The organism is Streptomyces sp. NPDC015139 (genome assembly GCF_043079785.1).
Classification (GTDB): Bacteria; Actinomycetota; Actinomycetes; order Streptomycetales; family Streptomycetaceae; genus Streptomyces; species Streptomyces albidocamelliae.
The window spans coordinates 204,874-222,655 of record NZ_JBIBUW010000008.1 but is presented as its reverse complement, the minus strand read 5'-3'; the positions used below and the strand labels follow the sequence as shown (position 1 = coordinate 222,655).

Here is a 17,782-nt window from a genome sequence, read left to right as displayed (position 1 = left end):
AATGTGTAAGGCCGGCGACTGGCGGCGACCCTCGCCTCGGGTGCGCCACCTGTTCAAACATCAATGACCGAGCCGCTGTTCGGGTCTCTGTCGGGTGCGCGCCGACGCCCGTACACTGCTCGTCCGCGGTCATGGGGGGCGCGGTCGGTGGGGGGGAGCCATCATGTCCGAAAATCCGTACGGTCCCGGCCCGGGTTACTCCGGGCCACCGGTGCCGCCCATGCCGCCTAGCCCACCGCCCATGCCGTCGGCCCCGCCGCCCGCGCCGCCGGACGCCCTGCGGGCCGTCGCGGTCGCGCTGCTCAACCTGAGCGGTCTCGGTCTGGGCTACGCGCTGGTACGGCGCCGGCTGCCGATGGCCGCCTGCTGGGTGGCGACCGCCGCCCTGCTGCTCGCCGTGCTGCCCGCCGACGCCGACGGCGCCCCGGGGGCCGCGCTCGTCGCCTACGCCGCCTTCCTGCTGCTGGCGGCCGTCCACGGCGGGTTCGTCGGACTGCGGACCGCGCTGTCCCGGCCGGGCCGCGCCCCGCTCGCGCTCCTCCTGGGCGTCGTGCTGCTGGCCGTACCGGCGGGTGGTGCGCTCTGGTACGAGGACGCCCACGACGAAGCCGTGGAACAGGCGCTCCTGGACCGGCTGGACCGCGCCGACGACCGGGTGGCGGCCGCCGGACGGCACCCGTTCAGCACCGCCGTGCCGGACTACCGGTCGGCCCTGGAGGTCTACCGCGACCTCGCCGTCGGCCACCCCGGATCCCGCGCGGCCCACCGGGTCCCCGGCAGTCTGCGGACCTACTACACGACGGTGGGCGCGGCCTACGGCCACCAGGACTACTGCGACGCCGTGGAGCCCCTCCAGTACCTGCGCACGGTGCCCCGCACCATGCCGGAGGAACGCCTCGGATCGCTCGCCCGGTGGCCGGACGAGCGGCTCGCGACATCGCTGTACGAGTGCGGGTCGCAGCGCCTGGACGCCGGGGAGGCGGACTGGGTGACGCGCTTCGGCGATCTCCTGGACACCTTCCCGCGCTCCGGGCCCGCGGCCAAGGTCGCCCCCGCCGTCGACTCGGCCGTGGCGAAGGCGCAGAAGGACGTGGGCGGGGACGAACCCTGCTCGGCCGTCGCGCGGCTGCACGACCTGAGCACCCGGATCGGCGACCTGTCCAAGGCCGCGCAGGACGCGGACGGCGGCCTGGGGAAGTCCGCCGGGCGCGCGGAGAAGAGCGGCGCCGCGGGGGCGTACGCGTGCGGGGTGGACCAGTACCAGGACGGTGACTTCGACGCGGCGCAGAAGACCATGGAGCAGTACGTCTCCGACAACGCGCACGGCGGGAAGCGGGACCGGGCCAAGAAGATCGCCATAGCGGCCGAGGTGGCCCAGACGCTCCCGGCGGCCGGCAAGAAGCTCCCCACCGCGGCCTCCGGCGGCAGCATCTCCGTCACGGTCAAGAACGACAGCCCGGACGACATCACCGTCCTCTACACCGGTCCGGTCACCGGCAGCTTCACCCTCAAGGGCTGCGGCGGCTGCAAGGCGTACTCGCTCTCGAGCACGCTGATCGTCGGCTTCAAGCCGTGCAGCGACAGCGGCAGGCACTACCCGCAGCGCACCATCGACCTCCCCGTCGGCACCACGTACTTCGTGCACAAGCCGCACGGCACGAGCACCGCGACGCCGGCCTCGGACACGGCCAAGATCCGGTCCGGCTACATCTACACGGAGTGCGCCTACACGACCCGGGGTCTGGGCTCCGGCTACTGAGTCGGGGCACACCGAGAGCCTGAGCGGCGGCGGTGTGCCCGACTCCCGCCGTTCCGCGCACAGTTACTTTGTCCCGGGAGAGGAAAAAGTCTGCGGGAATCCATGCGCGACTTCTTCCCAGGTTCGGCGGTCACTGCTACGTTCCCTACGAAAGCCCGACACTGGTGGCCGAAAACTGGCGGGGAGGGGCACGTGAGACGCATGACGGCACGACCGGCGAACACGCACCAGGCCCGGCTGTTGAAGCTGCTGCGTGACGGGGGGCCCAACTCCCGGGCCCAACTGGGTGATCGGATCGACCTCTCCAGGTCCAAGCTGGCCGTGGAGGTGGACCGGCTGCTGGAGACGGGTCTGGTGGTGGCCGACGGCCTCGCCGCCTCCCGCGGCGGCCGCCGCTCCCACAACGTCAGGCTCAACCCGGAGCTGCGGTTCCTCGGTGTCGACATCGGCGCGACCTCGGTCGACGTCGCCGTCACCAACGCCGAACTGGAGATCCTCGGCCATCTCAACCAGCCGATGGACGTCCGGGAGGGGCCGGTCGCGGTCTTCGAGCAAGTCCTGGACATGGCCGGTAAGTTGAAGGCCACCGGGCTCGCCGAGGGATTCGACGGCGCCGGCATCGGCGTCCCCGGCCCGGTCCGCTTCCCCGAAGGTGTGCCGGTCGCCCCGCCGATCATGCCCGGCTGGGACGGCTTCCCCGTGCGGGAGGCGCTCAGCCAGGAGCTCGGCTGCCCGGTCATGGTCGACAACGACGTGAACCTCATGGCGATGGGGGAGCAGCACGCCGGAGTCGCCCGGACCACGGCGGACTTCCTCTGCGTCAAGATCGGCACCGGTATCGGCTGCGGCATCGTGGTCGGTGGCCGGGTCCACCGCGGCACCACCGGCAGCGCCGGGGACATCGGCCACATCCAGGCCGTACCCGACGGCAGGCCCTGCGCCTGCGGCAACCGGGGGTGTCTGGAGGCCCACTTCAGCGGTGCCGCGCTCGCGAGAGACGCGGTGCAGGCGGCCGGGCAGGGGCTGTCCGCCGAGCTGGCGGCACGTCTGGAGGCGAACGGCACCCTGTCCGCCGTGGACGTCGCCGCGGCCGCGGCGGCGGGCGACGCCACCGCGCTCGACCTGATCCGCGAGGGAGGCACCCACGTCGGCCAGGTCATCGCCGGACTCGTGTCCTTCTTCAACCCCGGCCTGGTGGTGATCGGCGGCGGGGTGACCGGCCTCGGCCACACTCTGCTCGCCGCGATCCGGTCCCAGGTCTACCGCCAGTCCCTGCCGCTGGCGACCGGCAATCTGCCCATCGTTCTGGGGGAGTTGGGCCCCAGCGCCGGTGTGACCGGTGCGGCCCGGCTGATCAGCGACCACCTGTTCTCACCCGCGTAGCCCACAAGCCGGCCCGAGCGGCCGCCAACCGAACACGTCCTCGTCAGCGCACGCCACGCCCGTTCAGCACGCCCACTGACTCGTGTAACACCGCTGCCCGCGCCCCCGCACGACGCCCGGCTCCGCCCTGCCCGCACAAGCCCCGCTCCGCCCTGCCCTGCTCCGCCCAGCTCCGCGCTGCCTTCCGAGCCGGTGAACGCCCGCCGGCCCGCGGGCGCAGCACGCCCTGCAACCGGCCCGCACGCCCGCCGAGGGGAACCACATGGCACCAGAACCACCCCTGCTCAGCATGTCCGGGATCACCAAGTCGTTCCCCGGCGTCCGCGCCCTGGACGGCGTCGACCTCGACGTCCAGGCCGGTGAAGTGCACTGCCTGCTCGGCCAGAACGGCGCCGGAAAGTCCACCCTGATCAAGGTGCTGGCCGGTGCCCACCAGCCCGACGGCGGCACCATCCACTGGCGCGGCGAGCCGGTCACCCTGCGCTCGCCCATCGCCGCCATGCGGCTCGGCATCGCCACCATCTACCAGGAACTCGACCTGGTGGAGCACCTGTCGGTGGCGGAGAACGTCCACCTCGGCCACGAGCCGACGGCCGCCGGCTTCGTCGTACGGGCGAAGACCGCGCGGACGTCGACGGGTGCCCTCCTCAAGCGGCTCGGCCACCCGGAGATCGATCCGGCCCGGCTGGTCGGGGAGTTGTCGGCCGCCCAGCAGCAGATCGTGTCGATGGCACGCGCCCTGTCGCACGACGTACGGCTCATCGTCATGGACGAGCCGTCCGCCGCGCTCGACCCCGACGAGGTGGACAACCTCTTCCGGATCGTGGGGGACCTCACCGCCGACGGGGTCGCCGTCGTCTACATCTCGCACCGGCTGGAGGAGATCCGGCGCATCGGCGACCGGGTGACCGTGCTCAAGGACGGGCGGGCGGTCGCGGGGGGACTGCCCGCCAAGACCACCCCGACCCGGGCCGTCGTCGCCCTGATGACCGGCCGCAACGTCGAGTACGTCTTCCCCGGGCGTCCCGCGCACACCCCCGACGCCCCGCCGGTGCTCGAGGTCCGGGGCCTGGCCCGCGAGGGCGAGTTCGCGCCGCTCGACCTCGACCTGCGACCGGGGGAGATCGTCGGGCTCGCCGGACTGGTCGGCTCCGGGCGCTCGGAGATCCTGGAGACCATCTACGGCGCGCGCAGGCCCACGGCGGGCCAAGTCACCGTGGAAGGGCGGACGTTGCGCCCCGGAAGTGTCCGCTCGGCCGTCCGTGCCGGACTCGGGCTCGCGCCCGAGGAGCGCAAGGCGCAGGCACTGCTGATGCTGGAGTCCGTCACCCGCAACGTCTCGGTGTCCTCCCTCGCCCGTTTCGCACGGGCCGGCTGGGTCGACCGGCGGGCCGAACGGGGCGCGGCACGGGCCGCGGTCCGTGAACTGTCGCTGCGGCCCGACAACCCGGAGGTGCCCGTACGCACCCTGTCCGGCGGCAACCAGCAGAAGGCCGTGCTCGCCCGCTGGCTGCTGCGCGGCTGCCGGGTGCTGCTGCTGGACGAACCCACCCGCGGCGTCGACGTCGGCGCCCGCGCGGAACTGTACGCGGTGGTCCGCCGCCTCGCGGATCAGGGCCTCGCCGTGCTCCTCGTCTCCAGCGAGGTGCCCGAGGTGCTCGGCCTCGCCGACCGCGTGCTCGTGCTCCGGGAGGGCCGGGTCGTGCACACGGCCCCGGCCCGGGAGCTGGATGAACACCGTGTCCTCGATCTCGTCATGGAAGGAAGCCCGGCGTCATGACGCAGCCCGTCTCCCCGCCCCGGGACACCACCGGCAGGACAGTGCCGACCGGCGGGCTTCCCGCCTGGCGCGGCCTGCTGGCCCGCGCCGACGTCCGCACCCTGTCGTTGCTCGGCGTGCTCGCCGCGCTCGTCGTCATCGGGGGCGTCACCAAGCCCGACGAGTTCCTCGACACCCGGAACCTGCAACTCGTCCTCACCCAGGCGTCGGTGATCGGCGTGGTCACCGTCGGCATGACCTTCGTCATCACCTCCGGCGGCATCGACCTCTCGGTCGGCGCCATCGTGGCCCTCGCCTCCGTCTGGGCGACCACCGTCGCCACCCAGGAGTACGGCTTCGCGGGCATCCTGTTCACCGCGATGCTCGTCGGCCTCGGCTGCGGACTGGTCAACGGCCTGCTCATCGCCTACGGCGGGATGGTCCCCTTCATCGCCACCCTCGCCATGCTGGCCTCGGCGCGCGGTCTCGCCCTCCAGATCACGGACGGCAAGACACAGATCGTCAGCATCGACGCCATCCTCGGGCTCGGCGAGCGCGACTCCTACGTGCTCGGTGTCCCGCCGCTGGTCCTGGTGTTCGCGATCGTGACGATCGTCGGCTGGCTCCTGCTCAACCGCACCACCTTCGGCCGGCGCACCGTCGCCGTCGGCGGCAACTCCGAGGCCGCCCGGCTCGCCGGCATCGACGTCCGCCGCCAGCGGCTCTACCTCTACCTGCTCTCCGGACTGTGCTGCGGCATCGCCGCCTTCCTGCTGATCGTGCTCTCCGGCTCCGGCCAGAACACCAACGGCAACCTCTACGAACTCGACGCCATCGCGGCCGCGATCATCGGCGGCACCCTGCTCAGCGGGGGTCGCGGCACGATCACCGGCTCCGTGCTCGGCGTCCTGATCTTCACCACGATCACCAACATCTTCGCCCTGAACAACCTCCAGAGCGACGTGCAGCAGATCGCCAAGGGCGCGATCATCGTCGCCGCCGTCCTGGTCCAGCGCCGTACCGCGAGCACGACCTGAGAAAGGGTTCACCGCCATGTCGCACATCACCAGTCGCAGAGGACTGCTCTTCGGGACCGCGGCGGTCTCCGCGGGAGCCCTGCTCACGGCTTGCACCAGCAACGACACCGACGACGGCAAGGCCGCCGCGAACGAGCAGCCGGCCGCCGACGACAAGCCCGGCAAGCACGTCACCATCGGCTTCGCCGGCCCCCAGGCCGACCACGGCTGGCTGAACGCCATCAACGACAACGCCAAGAGCCGGGCCAAGAAGTACTCGGACGTCTCCCTGGAGATCACCGAGGGCTCCAACGACACCGCCCAGCAGATCGGCCAGATCGAGACCCTCATCAACAAGAAGGTCGACGTCCTGGTCGTGCTGCCCGCCGACGGCAAGGCGCTCACCCAGGTCGGCCTCAAGGCGATGCGCGCCGGCATCCCGGTCGTCAACCTCGACCGCATCTTCAACTCCGCGCAGGCCTACCGCTGCTGGATCGGCGGCGACAACTACGGCATGGGCCTGAACGCCGGCCGGTACATCGGCGAGAAGCTCAAGGACAAGCCCAACGCCCGGGTCGTCGAACTCGCCGGACTGGACAACCTGGAGCTGACCAAGCAGCGCACCCAGGGCTTCGACGACGCCCTGAAGAACTACCCCAACATCAAGAAGGTGGCCCGCCAGGCCGCCGAGTTCACGGTCGAGTCCGGCCAGGCCAAGATGGCGCAACTGCTCCAGGCCCAGTCCACGTTCGACGCCCTGTGGAACCATGACGACGACCAGGGCGTGGGCGCGCTCCGGGCCATCCAGCAGGCCGGCCGGGACGACTTCCTGATGGTCGGCGGAGCCGGCGCGCTGTCCGCCTTCCAGGCGATCAAGCAGGACAGCGGCGTACTGAAGGCGACCGTCCTGTACCCGCCCACGATGGCCGCCTCCGCGATCGACCTCGCCCGCGCCCTCGGCCAGGGCAAGGGTGTCGGCGGCCTCGCCGAGTTCGAGATCCCGGCGTCGATCACGCTCTACTCGGCCGTCGTCGACAAGACCAACGTCGACCAGTACATGTCCACCGGCTTCCGGTGACCGGTCCCGCCCGCACCCCCCACCGCGCGAGGACGTAAGCCCCCTACCGCGCCACGACCAACAGGAGGACGAGCGCATGGAACAGCCGCAGCCGCAGCCGTCGGCGGAACCGAAGACGGAACCGAAGACGGAACCGAGCGCCGGGAAGCCCCCGTTGCGTGTCGGCATGGTCGGATACGCCTTCATGGGCGCCGCCCACTCGCAGGGGTGGCGTACCGCGGGACGCGTCTTCGACCTGCCCCGGCAGCCCGTTCTGGCGGTGCTGTGCGGCCGGGACGGCGTGGCGGCGCGGACGGCGGCCGACCGGCACGGCTGGGCGGCCGTCGAGACCGACTGGCGTGCGCTGATCGCCCGGGAAGACGTCGACCTCGTGGACATCTGCACGCCCGGGGACAGCCACGCGGAGATCGCGCTCGCCGCGCTGGCCGCCGGCAAGCACGTCCTGTGCGAGAAGCCGCTCGCGAACTCGGCCGCCGAGGCCGAGACGATGACACGGGCGGCCGAGGAGGCGTACGGTCGGGGGCAGCTGGCCATGGTCGGCTTCAACTACCGGCGGGTGCCGGCCACCGCGCTCGCCCGCCGGATGGTCGCCGACGGCCGGCTCGGCACCCTGCGGCACGTCCGGGTGACATACCTCCAGGACTGGCTGGTCGACCCCGCCTTCCCGCTGACCTGGCGGCTGCGCAAGGAACACGCGGGCTCCGGATCGCTCGGCGACCTGGGCGCCCACATCGTCGACCTCGCCCAGTACCTCGCGGGGGAGCGGCTGGCCGGGGTGTCTGCGCTGACGGAGACCTTCGTCCGGGAGCGGCCGCTGCCGGGCGGCGCGGGCAGCGGGCTGACGGCGATGCCGGCGGCGGGCACGGGCACGGTCACCGTGGACGACGCCGCCCTGTTCACCGGCCGGTTCGCCTCCGGCGCCCTGGCCTCCTTCGAGGCCACCCGGTACGCCACCGGCCGCAAGAACGCCCTGCGCATCGAACTCAACGGGGAACGCGGCTCGCTCTCCTTCGACCTGGAGCGGCTGAACGAGCTGTGGTTCCACGACGCCACGGAGCCGGGGGCGGAGGCCGGCTTCCGCCGCATCCTCGTCACCGAACCCGACCACCCCTACATGGCCGCCTGGTGGCCGCCGGGCCACGGCCTCGGCTACGAGCACACCTTCGTCCACCAGGCCCGCGACCTCGTGCACGCCATCGACGAGGGCCGCCGCCCCGACCCCTCCTTCGCCGACGGACTCCACGTCCAGCGTGTCCTCGCGGCGGTGGAGGAGAGCGCCGAGAAGAACTCCGTCTACACGTCCGTCGCGGACTGAGGAGGCCCGTCACATGCCCCGCCCGTTCACCCTGTTCACCGGTCAGTGGGCCGACCTGCCCCTGGAGGAGGTGTGCCGCCTCGCCCGTGACTTCGGTTACGACGGACTCGAACTCGCCTGCTGGGGCGACCACTTCGAGGTCGACAGGGCACTCGCCGACCCCGGCTACCTCGCGTCCCGCCACCAGCTCCTCGACAAGTACGGCCTGAAGTGCTGGGCGATCTCCAACCACCTCGTCGGCCAGGCCGTCTGCGACGCCATCATCGACGAACGCCACCGGGCCATCCTCCCCGCCGACATCTGGGCCGACGGCGAGCCCGAGGGCGTACGGCGCCGCGCAGCGGAGCGGATCAAGGACACCGCCCGCGCGGCCGCCGCGTTCGGCGTCGACACCGTCATCGGCTTCACCGGCTCCGCGATCTGGCACCTGGTCGCCATGTTCCCGCCGGCCCCCGAATCCATGATCGAGCGCGGCTACGAGGACTTCGCCGAGCGCTGGAACCCGATCCTCGACGTCTTCGACACCGAGGGGGTACGGTTCGCCCACGAGGTCCACCCGAGCGAGATCGCCTACGACTACTGGACCACCCACCGCGCCCTCGAGGCCGTGGACCACCGGCCCGCCTTCGGCCTGAACTTCGACCCCTCCCACTTCGTGTGGCAGGACCTCGACCCGGTCGGCTTCCTCTGGGACTTCCGCGACCGGATCTACCACGTGGACTGCAAGGAAGCCCGCAAGCGCCTCGACGGCCGCAACGGCCGCCTAGGCTCCCACCTGCCCTGGGGCGACCCGCGCCGCGGCTGGGACTTCGTCTCGGCCGGACACGGCGACGTGCCCTGGGAGGACGTCTTCCGCATGCTGCGCTCCATCGACTACCGCGGACCCGTATCCGTGGAGTGGGAGGACGCCGGCATGGACCGGCTCCAGGGCGCCCCCGAGGCCCTCGCCCGCCTGCGGACCTACGACTTCGAGCCGCCGTCGGCCTCGTTCGACGCGGCCTTCTCCAGCTGACGCACACGTCGGCTCGTCACGGCTCCGGGATGACGGCGCATCCCGGCGTACGCACCCACCCCGTACAACCAGCCCCTCTCTGGAGGCCATTCGTGCACGGGAACGACCGCACCAACCGCACCGGAACCCGCAGAACACGCCTGCGCAAGTCGCTCGCCCTGCTCAGCGGTGCCCTGCTCGCGGGCGCCACCCTCACCCTGACCACCCCCCAGGCCGGCGCAGCCGTCACCGGCCAGGACGCCGCCGCGGCGACGGAGGACTTCCAGCAGGTCACCCTCGCCAAGGGGGAGGCGGAGGTCGGCGAGCCGATGTCGCTCGCCGTCCTCCCCGACCGCTCGGTCCTGCACACCTCCCGCGACGGCGAGCTGCGCCTGACGGACGCCGCGGGCAACACCCGCGTCGCCGGCAAGCTCGACGTCTACTCGCACGACGAGGAGGGCCTGCAAGGTGTCGGCGTCGACCCGGACTTCGCCCGGAACCGCTTCATCTACCTCTACTACGCCCCGCCGCTGAACACGCCGGCGGGCGACGCCCCGGAGACCGGCACCGCCGCCGACTTCGCGCCCTTCGACGGCGTGAACCGGCTCTCCCGCTTCGTGCTGAACACCGACGGCACCCTCGACAAGGCCAGTGAGAAGAAGATCCTCGACGTGTCCACCACGCGCGGCCTGTGCTGCCACGTCGGCGGTGACATCGACTTCGACGCGGACGGCAACCTGTACCTGTCGACCGGTGACGACTCCAACCCCTTCCAGTCCGACGGCTACAGCCCGCTGGACGAGCGCGCCGACCGCAACCCCGGGTTCGACGCCCAGCGCACCGCGGGCAACACCAACGACCTGCGCGGCAAGATCCTGCGCATCAAGGTCGACGCCGACGGCTCGTACTCCATCCCGGACGGCAACCTCTTCGCGCCCGGCACCGCCAAGACGCGGCCCGAGATCTACGCCATGGGCTTCCGCAACCCGTTCCGGTTCAGCGTCGACAAGAAGACCGGCATCGTCTACGTCGGCGACTACGGCCCCGATGCCGGCGCTGCCAACCCCGGCCGCGGCCCGGCCGGCCAGGTCGAGTTCGCCCGCGTGACCAAGGCCGGCAACTTCGGCTGGCCGTACTGCACCGGCGCCAACGACCCCTACGTCGACTACGACTTCGCGACGAAGACCTCCGGCGCCACGTTCGACTGCTCCGCGCCGAAGAACGACTCGCCGCACAACACCGGCCTCACCGACCTGCCCCCGGCCCAGCCCGCCTGGATCCCGTACAACGGCCCGTCCGTACCCGAGTTCGGCGACGGCTCCGAGTCCCCGATGGGCGGCCCGGTCTACCACTACGACCCCGCGCTCGACTCGCCCGTGAAGTTCCCCGAGACCTACGACGGCGACTTCTTCGCCGGTGAGTTCGGCCGCCGCTGGATCAAGCGCATCAGCAGCGACGCCGACGGCAAGGTCCAGTCGATCAAGGACGTCCCCTGGAGCGGCACCCAGGTGATGGACATGGCCTTCGGCCCCGACGGCGCCCTCTACGTGCTGGACTACGGCACGTCCTGGTTCGGCGGCGACGACAACTCGGGCCTGTTCCGCATCGAGAACGCCACCGACGGCCACTCCCCGGTGGCCCAGGCCGCCGCGGACCGCACCTCCGGACAGGCGCCGCTGAAGGTGGCCTTCTCCTCGGCCGGCACCAGCGACCAGGACGGCGACGCCCTCACCTACAGCTGGGACTTCGGCGACGGCGCCACCTCGACCGCGGCCGACCCCACCCACAAGTACAGGAAGAACGGCACCTACACGGCCACGGTGACCGCCAAGGACACGACCGGCCGGACCGGCAGCGCGAGCGTCCGGGTCGTCGTCGGCAACACCGCACCCAAGGTCACCCTGGAACTCCCGCAGGACGGGCAGCTGTTCAGCTTCGGTGACGCCGTTCCGTTCAAGGTGAAGGTCACCGACCCCGAGGACGGCGGGGCGGTCGACTGCTCCAAGGTCACCGTCAACTTCATCCTCGGCCACGACACCCACGGCCACCCGCTGACCTCCGCCCAGGGCTGCTCCGGCACCATCCAGACCAGCGCCGACGGCGGCCACGACGAGGACGCGAACATCTTCGGTGTCCTCGACGCCCAGTACACCGACGGCGGGGGCGGCGGCCAGGAAGCGCTCACCACGCACGCCCGCAGCGTCCTCGAGCCCCGCCACCGCCAGGCCGAGAACTTCGGCGACTCCTCCGGCGTCACGGTGACCGCCCGCAGCAGCGCCCACGGCGCCAAGGTGGTCGGCGACATCCACAACGGCGACTGGATCTCCTTCACCCCGTACGTCCTGTCCGACGCCAAGAAGATCACCGCGCGCATCGCCTCCGGCGGCGCCGGCGGCACCCTCGAGGTACGCGCCGGATCCGCGACCGGCACCCTGCTGGGCAAGGCCACCGTGCCCGTGACCGGCGGCCCGGACACCTACCAGGACGTCACCGCCGGCCTGTCCCGCGCACCGCGCGGCACCACCACCCTCTACCTGGTCTTCAAGGGCGGCAGCGGTGCCCTGTTCGACCTGGACGACTTCACCTTCACCACCGGCTGAGAGGAGGGCACACCATGCGACCAACGGGCAGAATCACCACCGCGGTGCTCGGTGCCGCCCTGCTCCTCGGCTGTGTGACCGCACCCGCCGTGTCGGACCCGGCCCACACCAAGCGCGTCCTGGTCTTCTCCAAGACCGCGGGCTTCCGGCACGACTCCATCCCCGAGGGCGTCGAGGCCGTCCGGCAGCTCGGCCGGGCGAACGGCTTCACCGTCGACGCCACCGAGGACGCGGGCGCCTTCACCGGCAAGAACCTGAAGCGCTACGACGCCGTGGTCTTCCTGTCGACCACCGGTGACGTCCTCGACGCCGCCCAGCAGGACGCGTTCGAGGGGTACATCCGGCACGGCGGAGGTTACGTGGGTGTCCACGCGGCCGCCGACACCGAGTACGACTGGGCGTTCTACGGCGGCCTCGCGGGCGCCTGGTTCCAGAACCACCCGGCGATCCAGCCGGCCACGGTGAACGTGGAGGACCGCGCCCACCCGGCGACCTCGCACCTGGGACGGACCTGGGACCGCACGGACGAGTGGTACAACTACCGCTCCGACCCGCGCGACCGCGCCCACGTCCTGGCCTCCCTGGACGAGACGTCCTACACCGGCGGCACCATGAACGGCGACCATCCGATCGCCTGGTGCCAGGACTACCAGGGCGGCCGCGCCTTCTACACCGGGGGCGGCCACACCAAGGAGTCCTACGCCGACCCCGCCTTCCGGCAGCACCTGCTGGGCGGCATCCGCTGGGCCGTCGGCGACACCCAGGCCGACTGCCGGCCCGAGAACGGCTACCGGCCGCTCTTCGACGGCACCTCCCTGGACGGCTGGCGACAGGCGGGCCCGGGCGGCTTCACCCTCTCCGACGACGGCACGCTCACGTCGACCGGGGGACTGGGGCTGCTCTGGTACACCCCGTCGAGCTTCGGCTCGTACTCGCTCAAGCTCGACTGGAAGGCCGCCGGCGACGACAACTCCGGGGTGTTCGTGGGCTTCCCGCCCTCGGACGACCCCTGGTCGGCGGTCGACAACGGTTACGAGATCCAGATCGACGCCACCGACGTACCCGAGAAGACCACCGGGGCCGTCTACGGCTTCCGGTCCGCCGACCTGAAGAAGCGCGACCGTGCGCTGAACCCGCCGGGGGAGTGGAACACGTACGAGATCCGGGTGCAGGGCGAACGCCTGCGCGTCTGGCTCAACGGCGTGAAGATCAACGATTTCACCAACACCGATCCGGCCCGGAGCCTGCGCGACGGACACATCGGCATCCAGAACCACGGAACCGGTGACGACGTGTCCTTCCGCGACATCCGGATCAAGGAACTGCCCGCCAAGGGCAGGTGAGCGGCGGCGGGCGGGGGACGCCGGACCCCCGCCCGCCGTCCTGGTCCCCCACTCACCCGGGGCTCGCGCCCGTCAAGGAGGCTGCCCATGTCCGCGTCCCTTCCCCGCACCCGCGTGGGAGTGTGGCTGATCGGTGCCCGCGGCTCCGTCGCCACCACCGCCGTGGCCGGCTGCGCCGCCGTGGCGGCGGGCCTGCGCCCGCCCACCGGCATGGTCACCGAGACGCCCCCGTTCGCCGACAGCGGTCTGCCGGCCCTCACGTCGCTGGTCTTCGGCGGCCACGACACGATGGACTGCCCGCTGCCCAAACGGGCGGAGGAGCTGGCCGCGGGCGGCGTCCTGCCGCACGGCCTCCCCGCGGCCGTGGCGGCCGAACTCGCCGCGGCCGACGCGGAGATACGGCCGGGCGGACCGGCCCCGGGTGACACCCGGAGCACCGAGCGGCTGATCGCCGCCTTCACCGCCGACATCCAGGACTTCGTACGGCGCGGTGGCCTGGAGCGGGCCGTCGTCGTGAACGTGGCCTCCACCGAGCCGGCCGCCGACTGCACGGCCCTGCCGCCGAGTTCGCTGTACGCGGCGGCGGCCCTGCGCGCCGGCTGCGGCTACGTCAACTTCACCCCGTCGACGGGACTGCACCACCCGGCACTGGCCGAAGCCGCCGCGGCGAGCGGTGTGCCGTACGCCGGCCGGGACGGCAAGACCGGCCAGACCCTGCTGCGCTCGGTCCTCGGACCGATGTTCGCGCAGCGGGCGCTGGACGTGCGCGCCTGGTCCGGCACCAACCTGCTGGGTGGCGGCGACGGCGCGGCACTCGCCGATCCCGCGGCCGCCGCCGCCAAGAACGCCGGCAAGGAACGCGTCCTCACCGACACCCTCGGCGGCAGCCCCGAGGGAGAGGTCCACATCGACGACGTACCGGCGCTCGGCGACTGGAAGACCGCCTGGGACCACATCGCCTTCGACGGGTTCCTCGGCACCCGCATGGTCCTGCAGACCACCTGGCAGGGCTGCGACTCGGCCCTGGCGGCGCCCCTGGTCCTGGACCTGGCCCGACTGACCCTCCGCGCACAGGAGTCGGGCGTCCGCGGGCCCCTGACCGATCTCGGCTTCTACTTCAAGGACCCGGTGGGTCAGGCGCCTTCGGCGCTCGCGGAACAGTACGCGGCGCTCGTGCGGTTCGGGCGGCGGCTGCGGGAGGCCGCGTGAGCGCCCGGGCCTGGGCCGAACTGCTGCGTCTGCCCGCGCTGTTCACCGTGCCCGGTGACGTGCTGGCCGGGGCGGCGGCGGTACCGGGCCGGCCGGCCGGCCGCACCCTGCTGGCGGCCGGCTCCTCCCTCTGCCTCTACGAGGCCGGCATGGCGCTCAACGACTGGGCCGACCGGGAGGAGGACGCCGTCGAGCGACCGCACCGGCCCCTGCCCTCCGGCCGTGTCCGCCCCGCTGCCGCCCTCGCCGCGGCCGGTGCGCTCACCGCGGCGGGCCTGGCCCTCGCCGCCCGCGCCGGCCGCCCCGCCCTCGCCGTCGCGACGCCGCTCGCGGCGACCGTGTGGGCGTACGACCTGGTCCTCAAACGCACTCCGGCCGGACCCGTGGCGATGGCGGCGGCCCGCGGTCTCGACCTGCTGCTCGGCGCGGCGGCCAGCGGGCCGGCGCGGGGGGCGGTGCGCCGGGCCCTGCCCTCCGCCGCGCTGCTGAGCGCCCACACCCTGGCCCTGACCGCGGTCTCCCGCCACGAGACCACCGGGGGATCCGCACTGCCGCCGCTCGCCGCACTGACCATGTCGGGCACCCTCGGGCTCCTGCTCGCCCGTGAACTCCCGGCGGGCCGGGGTGCCGCACCCACCCCCGGTCTGCCGGGCAGCGCCGGCGCCCGGCCACGGACGGGCCGGCCCCCGCTCGGCAGCGTGCTCACCGCCGCCTACACGGCCCTGGCCGCCCGCCCCTACCTCCACGCCGCTCTCCACCCCTCACCCCAGCTCACCCAGCGAGCCGTCGCCGGCGGCATCCGCGCGACCATCCCCCTCCAGGCCGCCCTCTGCGCCCGCGCCGGCGCCCCCGTCGCCGCGCTGTGCACCGCCGCGCTCGCCCCGCTCGCGGCGCGGTTCTCCAGAAAGGTGAGCGTCACATGACCCTCCGTTTCGGGTACGGCACCAACGGCCTCACCGACCTGCGGCTGGACGACGCCCTCGCCCTGCTCGCCGACCTCGGCTACGACGGCGTCGGCCTGACCCTCGACCACATGCACCTCGACCCGCTCGCCCCGGGCCTCGCCGGCCGCACCCGCCGGGTCGCGAAGCGGCTGGCCGAGCTGGGCCTCGACGTCACCGTGGAGACCGGCGCCCGCTACGTCCTCGACCCGCGCCGCAAGCACGGGCCCTCCCTGCTCGACCCGGACCCGGAGGCCCGCGCCCGCCGCGCCGACCTGCTCCTGCGGGCCGTACGGGTGGCGGCGGACCTCGGCGCGCGGGCCGTGCACTGCTTCAGCGGAATCGTTCCGCCCACGGTGGACGAACCGGCCACGGCATGGCAGCGGCTCACCGCGTCCCTCACCCCCGTCCTGGAGGCCGCGGGCACCGCCGGCGTCCCGCTCGCCGTCGAACCCGAGCCCGGCCACCTCCTCGCCACCCTCGCGGACTTCCACCACCTGCGCGGCCTCCTCGGCGACCCACCCGCCCTCGGCCTCACCCTCGACATCGGCCACTGCCAGTGCCTGGAACCCCTGGCGCCCGAGGACTGCGTGCGCGCGGCCGCGCCCTGGCTCCGGCACGTCCAGATCGAGGACATGCGGCGCGGAGTCCACGACCACCTCCCGTTCGGGGAGGGCGAGATCGACTTCCCGCCGGTCCTCGCGGCCCTCGACGCCACCGGCTACCAGGGCCTCACGGTCGTGGAACTGCCCCGCCACTCCCACGCCGGCCCCCACCACGCGCGGACCTCACTGCCGTTCCTCCGCCGCGCCGCCGCCCGTCCCGTTCCCGTACCGGAAGGGAGCGCGTCGTGACAGCACTCCACCGGGACCGCGCCACCGCCGAAGGGAGCACACCGTGACCTACGCGACCGTCGCGGCGTCGCCCTCCCTCGGCGCCCTGCGCGACCACCTCGACGCCCACCCCGACCGGGCCGCCCGCGAGTGGTACCGGCGGGCCCTGGCCGAAGCCGCCGACCATCCCGGCGGACACGGCCCGATCACCGTGTGGGAACTGCGGCTCGCGGAGGCCGGGCGCCGCTGCGGCAGCGGGCACGCCGACGCCGCCCGCGTCCTCATCCTGCACGCGGCCGGCGCCGACACCACCGCCCTCACCCGCGTCTACCGGCAGGGCACCGCCGCCGAGCGCCGGGCCGTCCTGCTCGTCCTGCCCCACCTCGTGCCCGGACCGGACGCGCTCCCCCTGGTCGAGGACGCCCTGCGCACCAACGACACCCGGCTGATCGCCGCCGCCGTCGGCCCCTACGCGGCCCGCCACCTGGACGGCCACGGCTGGCGGCACGCCGTCCTCAAGTGCCTGTTCACCGGCGTCCCCGTCGACGCGGTGGCCGGCCTCGCCGAGCGGGCCCGCGCCGACGCCGAACTCGCCCGGATGCTCACCGACTTCGCGGCCGAACGCACCGCGGCCGACCGTCCCGTCCCCAGCGGCCTGTACCGCGTGCTGGCCCTGGCCGGCGCGGAGACCCGCAAGGAGTCCTGATGCGCCTGTTCGACCCCCACATCCACATGACCTCCCGGACCACCGACGACTACGAGGCCATGCGGGCCGCCGGCATCCGCGCGCTGGTGGAGCCCTCCTTCTGGCTCGGCCAGCCCCGCACCTCACCCGCCTCCTTCCTCGACTACTTCGACTCCCTGCTCGGCTGGGAGCCGTTCCGCGCCGCCCAGCACGGCATCGCCCACCACTGCACGCTCGCCCTCAACCCGAAGGAGGCCAACGACCCGCGCTGCGCCCCCCTCCTGGACGAACTGCCCCGCTATCTCGTCAAGGACCAGGTCGTCGCGGTCGGTGAGATCGGCTACGACTCGATGACCCCCGCCGAGGACAAGGCCCTCGCGGCGCAGCTCCAGCTCGCCGCCGACCACGGCCTGCCCGCCCTCGTGCACACCCCGCACCGCGACAAGCTCGCGGGCCTGCGCCGCACCCTGGACGTCGTCCGCGAGTCCGCGCTGCCGATGGACCGGGTCCTGGTCGACCACCTCAACGAGACGACCGTCGGGGAGGCCAAGGACAGCGGCTGCTGGCTGGGCTTCTCCGTCTACCCCGACACCAAGATGGACGAGCGGCGGATGGTGGAGATCCTGCGCTCGCACGGGCCGGAGAAGGTGCTCGTCAACTCCGCCGCCGACTGGGGCCGCAGCGATCCGCTGAAGACGCGTGCGGTGGCCGACCTGATGCTGGCCGAGGGATTCACCGCGGACGACGTCGACCGGGTCCTGTGGCGCAACCCGGTCGCCTTCTACGGGCTCAGCGGACGTCTGGACCTCGACGTGTCCCCGCCGGACGCCACCCACGAGGGCAACTCCCTCGCCCGCGGCGGGGAGTGAG

Annotated in this window: 14 protein-coding genes; all 14 read left to right on the top strand. The window is 72.8% G+C overall.

Features of this window, described 5'->3' with window-relative positions; genetic code table 11:
• Positions 1–220: 220 nt before the first annotated feature.
• Positions 221–1,759 carry a hypothetical protein gene (locus ACF08B_RS23130; protein ID WP_392319107.1) on the top strand — a complete coding sequence of 513 codons (1,539 nt, stop codon included), beginning with the start codon at positions 221–223 and terminating at the stop codon, positions 1,757–1,759.
• Between the two features lie 201 nt (positions 1,760–1,960).
• The gene (locus ACF08B_RS23125) at positions 1,961–3,142 is read left to right on the top strand and encodes an ROK family protein (protein ID WP_392319106.1); all 1,182 of its coding nucleotides are present in this window, start codon (positions 1,961–1,963) and stop codon (positions 3,140–3,142) included.
• A gap of 262 nt (positions 3,143–3,404) precedes the next feature.
• Positions 3,405–4,922: a sugar ABC transporter ATP-binding protein gene (locus tag ACF08B_RS23120; protein ID WP_392319105.1), complete on the top strand. Its 1,518-nt coding sequence runs from the start codon at positions 3,405–3,407 to the stop codon at positions 4,920–4,922.
• Entirely contained in the window at positions 4,919–5,938 is a 1,020-nt protein-coding gene (locus tag ACF08B_RS23115) for an ABC transporter permease (protein ID WP_392319104.1), read from the top strand. Before ACF08B_RS23120 ends, ACF08B_RS23115 begins: the two co-directional genes overlap by 4 nt.
• A 16-nt stretch (positions 5,939–5,954) precedes the next feature.
• Complete coding sequence (locus ACF08B_RS23110; RefSeq protein WP_392319103.1) at positions 5,955–6,995, top strand: substrate-binding domain-containing protein; 1,041 nt, start codon at positions 5,955–5,957, stop codon at positions 6,993–6,995.
• 76 nt (positions 6,996–7,071) lie between these two features.
• Positions 7,072–8,310 carry a Gfo/Idh/MocA family protein gene (locus ACF08B_RS23105; protein ID WP_392319102.1) on the top strand — a complete coding sequence of 413 codons (1,239 nt, stop codon included), beginning with the start codon at positions 7,072–7,074 and terminating at the stop codon, positions 8,308–8,310.
• Between the two features lie 13 nt (positions 8,311–8,323).
• Entirely contained in the window at positions 8,324–9,322 is a 999-nt protein-coding gene (locus tag ACF08B_RS23100) for a sugar phosphate isomerase/epimerase family protein (RefSeq protein WP_392319101.1), read from the top strand.
• Between the two features lie 92 nt (positions 9,323–9,414).
• Positions 9,415–11,901: a PQQ-dependent sugar dehydrogenase gene (locus ACF08B_RS23095; protein WP_392319100.1), complete on the top strand. Its 2,487-nt coding sequence runs from the start codon at positions 9,415–9,417 to the stop codon at positions 11,899–11,901.
• Positions 11,902–11,915: 14 nt separating this feature from the next.
• On the top strand, positions 11,916–13,244 hold the full coding sequence (locus tag ACF08B_RS23090; protein ID WP_392319099.1) for a ThuA domain-containing protein: 1,329 nt from the start codon (positions 11,916–11,918) through the stop codon (positions 13,242–13,244).
• An 87-nt stretch (positions 13,245–13,331) separates the two neighbouring features.
• Entirely contained in the window at positions 13,332–14,453 is a 1,122-nt protein-coding gene (locus ACF08B_RS23085; RefSeq protein WP_392319098.1) for an inositol-3-phosphate synthase, read from the top strand.
• The gene (locus ACF08B_RS23080) at positions 14,450–15,376 is read left to right on the top strand and encodes an SCO3242 family prenyltransferase (RefSeq protein WP_392319097.1); all 927 of its coding nucleotides are present in this window, start codon (positions 14,450–14,452) and stop codon (positions 15,374–15,376) included. The genes ACF08B_RS23085 and ACF08B_RS23080 overlap by 4 nt, the downstream gene beginning before the upstream one ends.
• Complete coding sequence (locus ACF08B_RS23075) at positions 15,373–16,248, top strand: sugar phosphate isomerase/epimerase family protein (protein WP_392319096.1); 876 nt, start codon at positions 15,373–15,375, stop codon at positions 16,246–16,248. Before ACF08B_RS23080 ends, ACF08B_RS23075 begins: the two co-directional genes overlap by 4 nt.
• Positions 16,249–16,333: 85 nt before the next feature.
• Positions 16,334–16,933, top strand: a complete 600-nt coding sequence (locus ACF08B_RS23070) for an EboA domain-containing protein (protein ID WP_392319257.1) — start codon at positions 16,334–16,336, stop codon at positions 16,931–16,933.
• Positions 16,933–17,781, top strand: coding sequence for a TatD family hydrolase (locus tag ACF08B_RS23065; RefSeq protein ID WP_392319095.1), 849 nt, complete (start codon positions 16,933–16,935; stop codon positions 17,779–17,781). The genes ACF08B_RS23070 and ACF08B_RS23065 overlap by 1 nt, the downstream gene beginning before the upstream one ends.
• Position 17,782 lies beyond the last annotated feature (1 nt).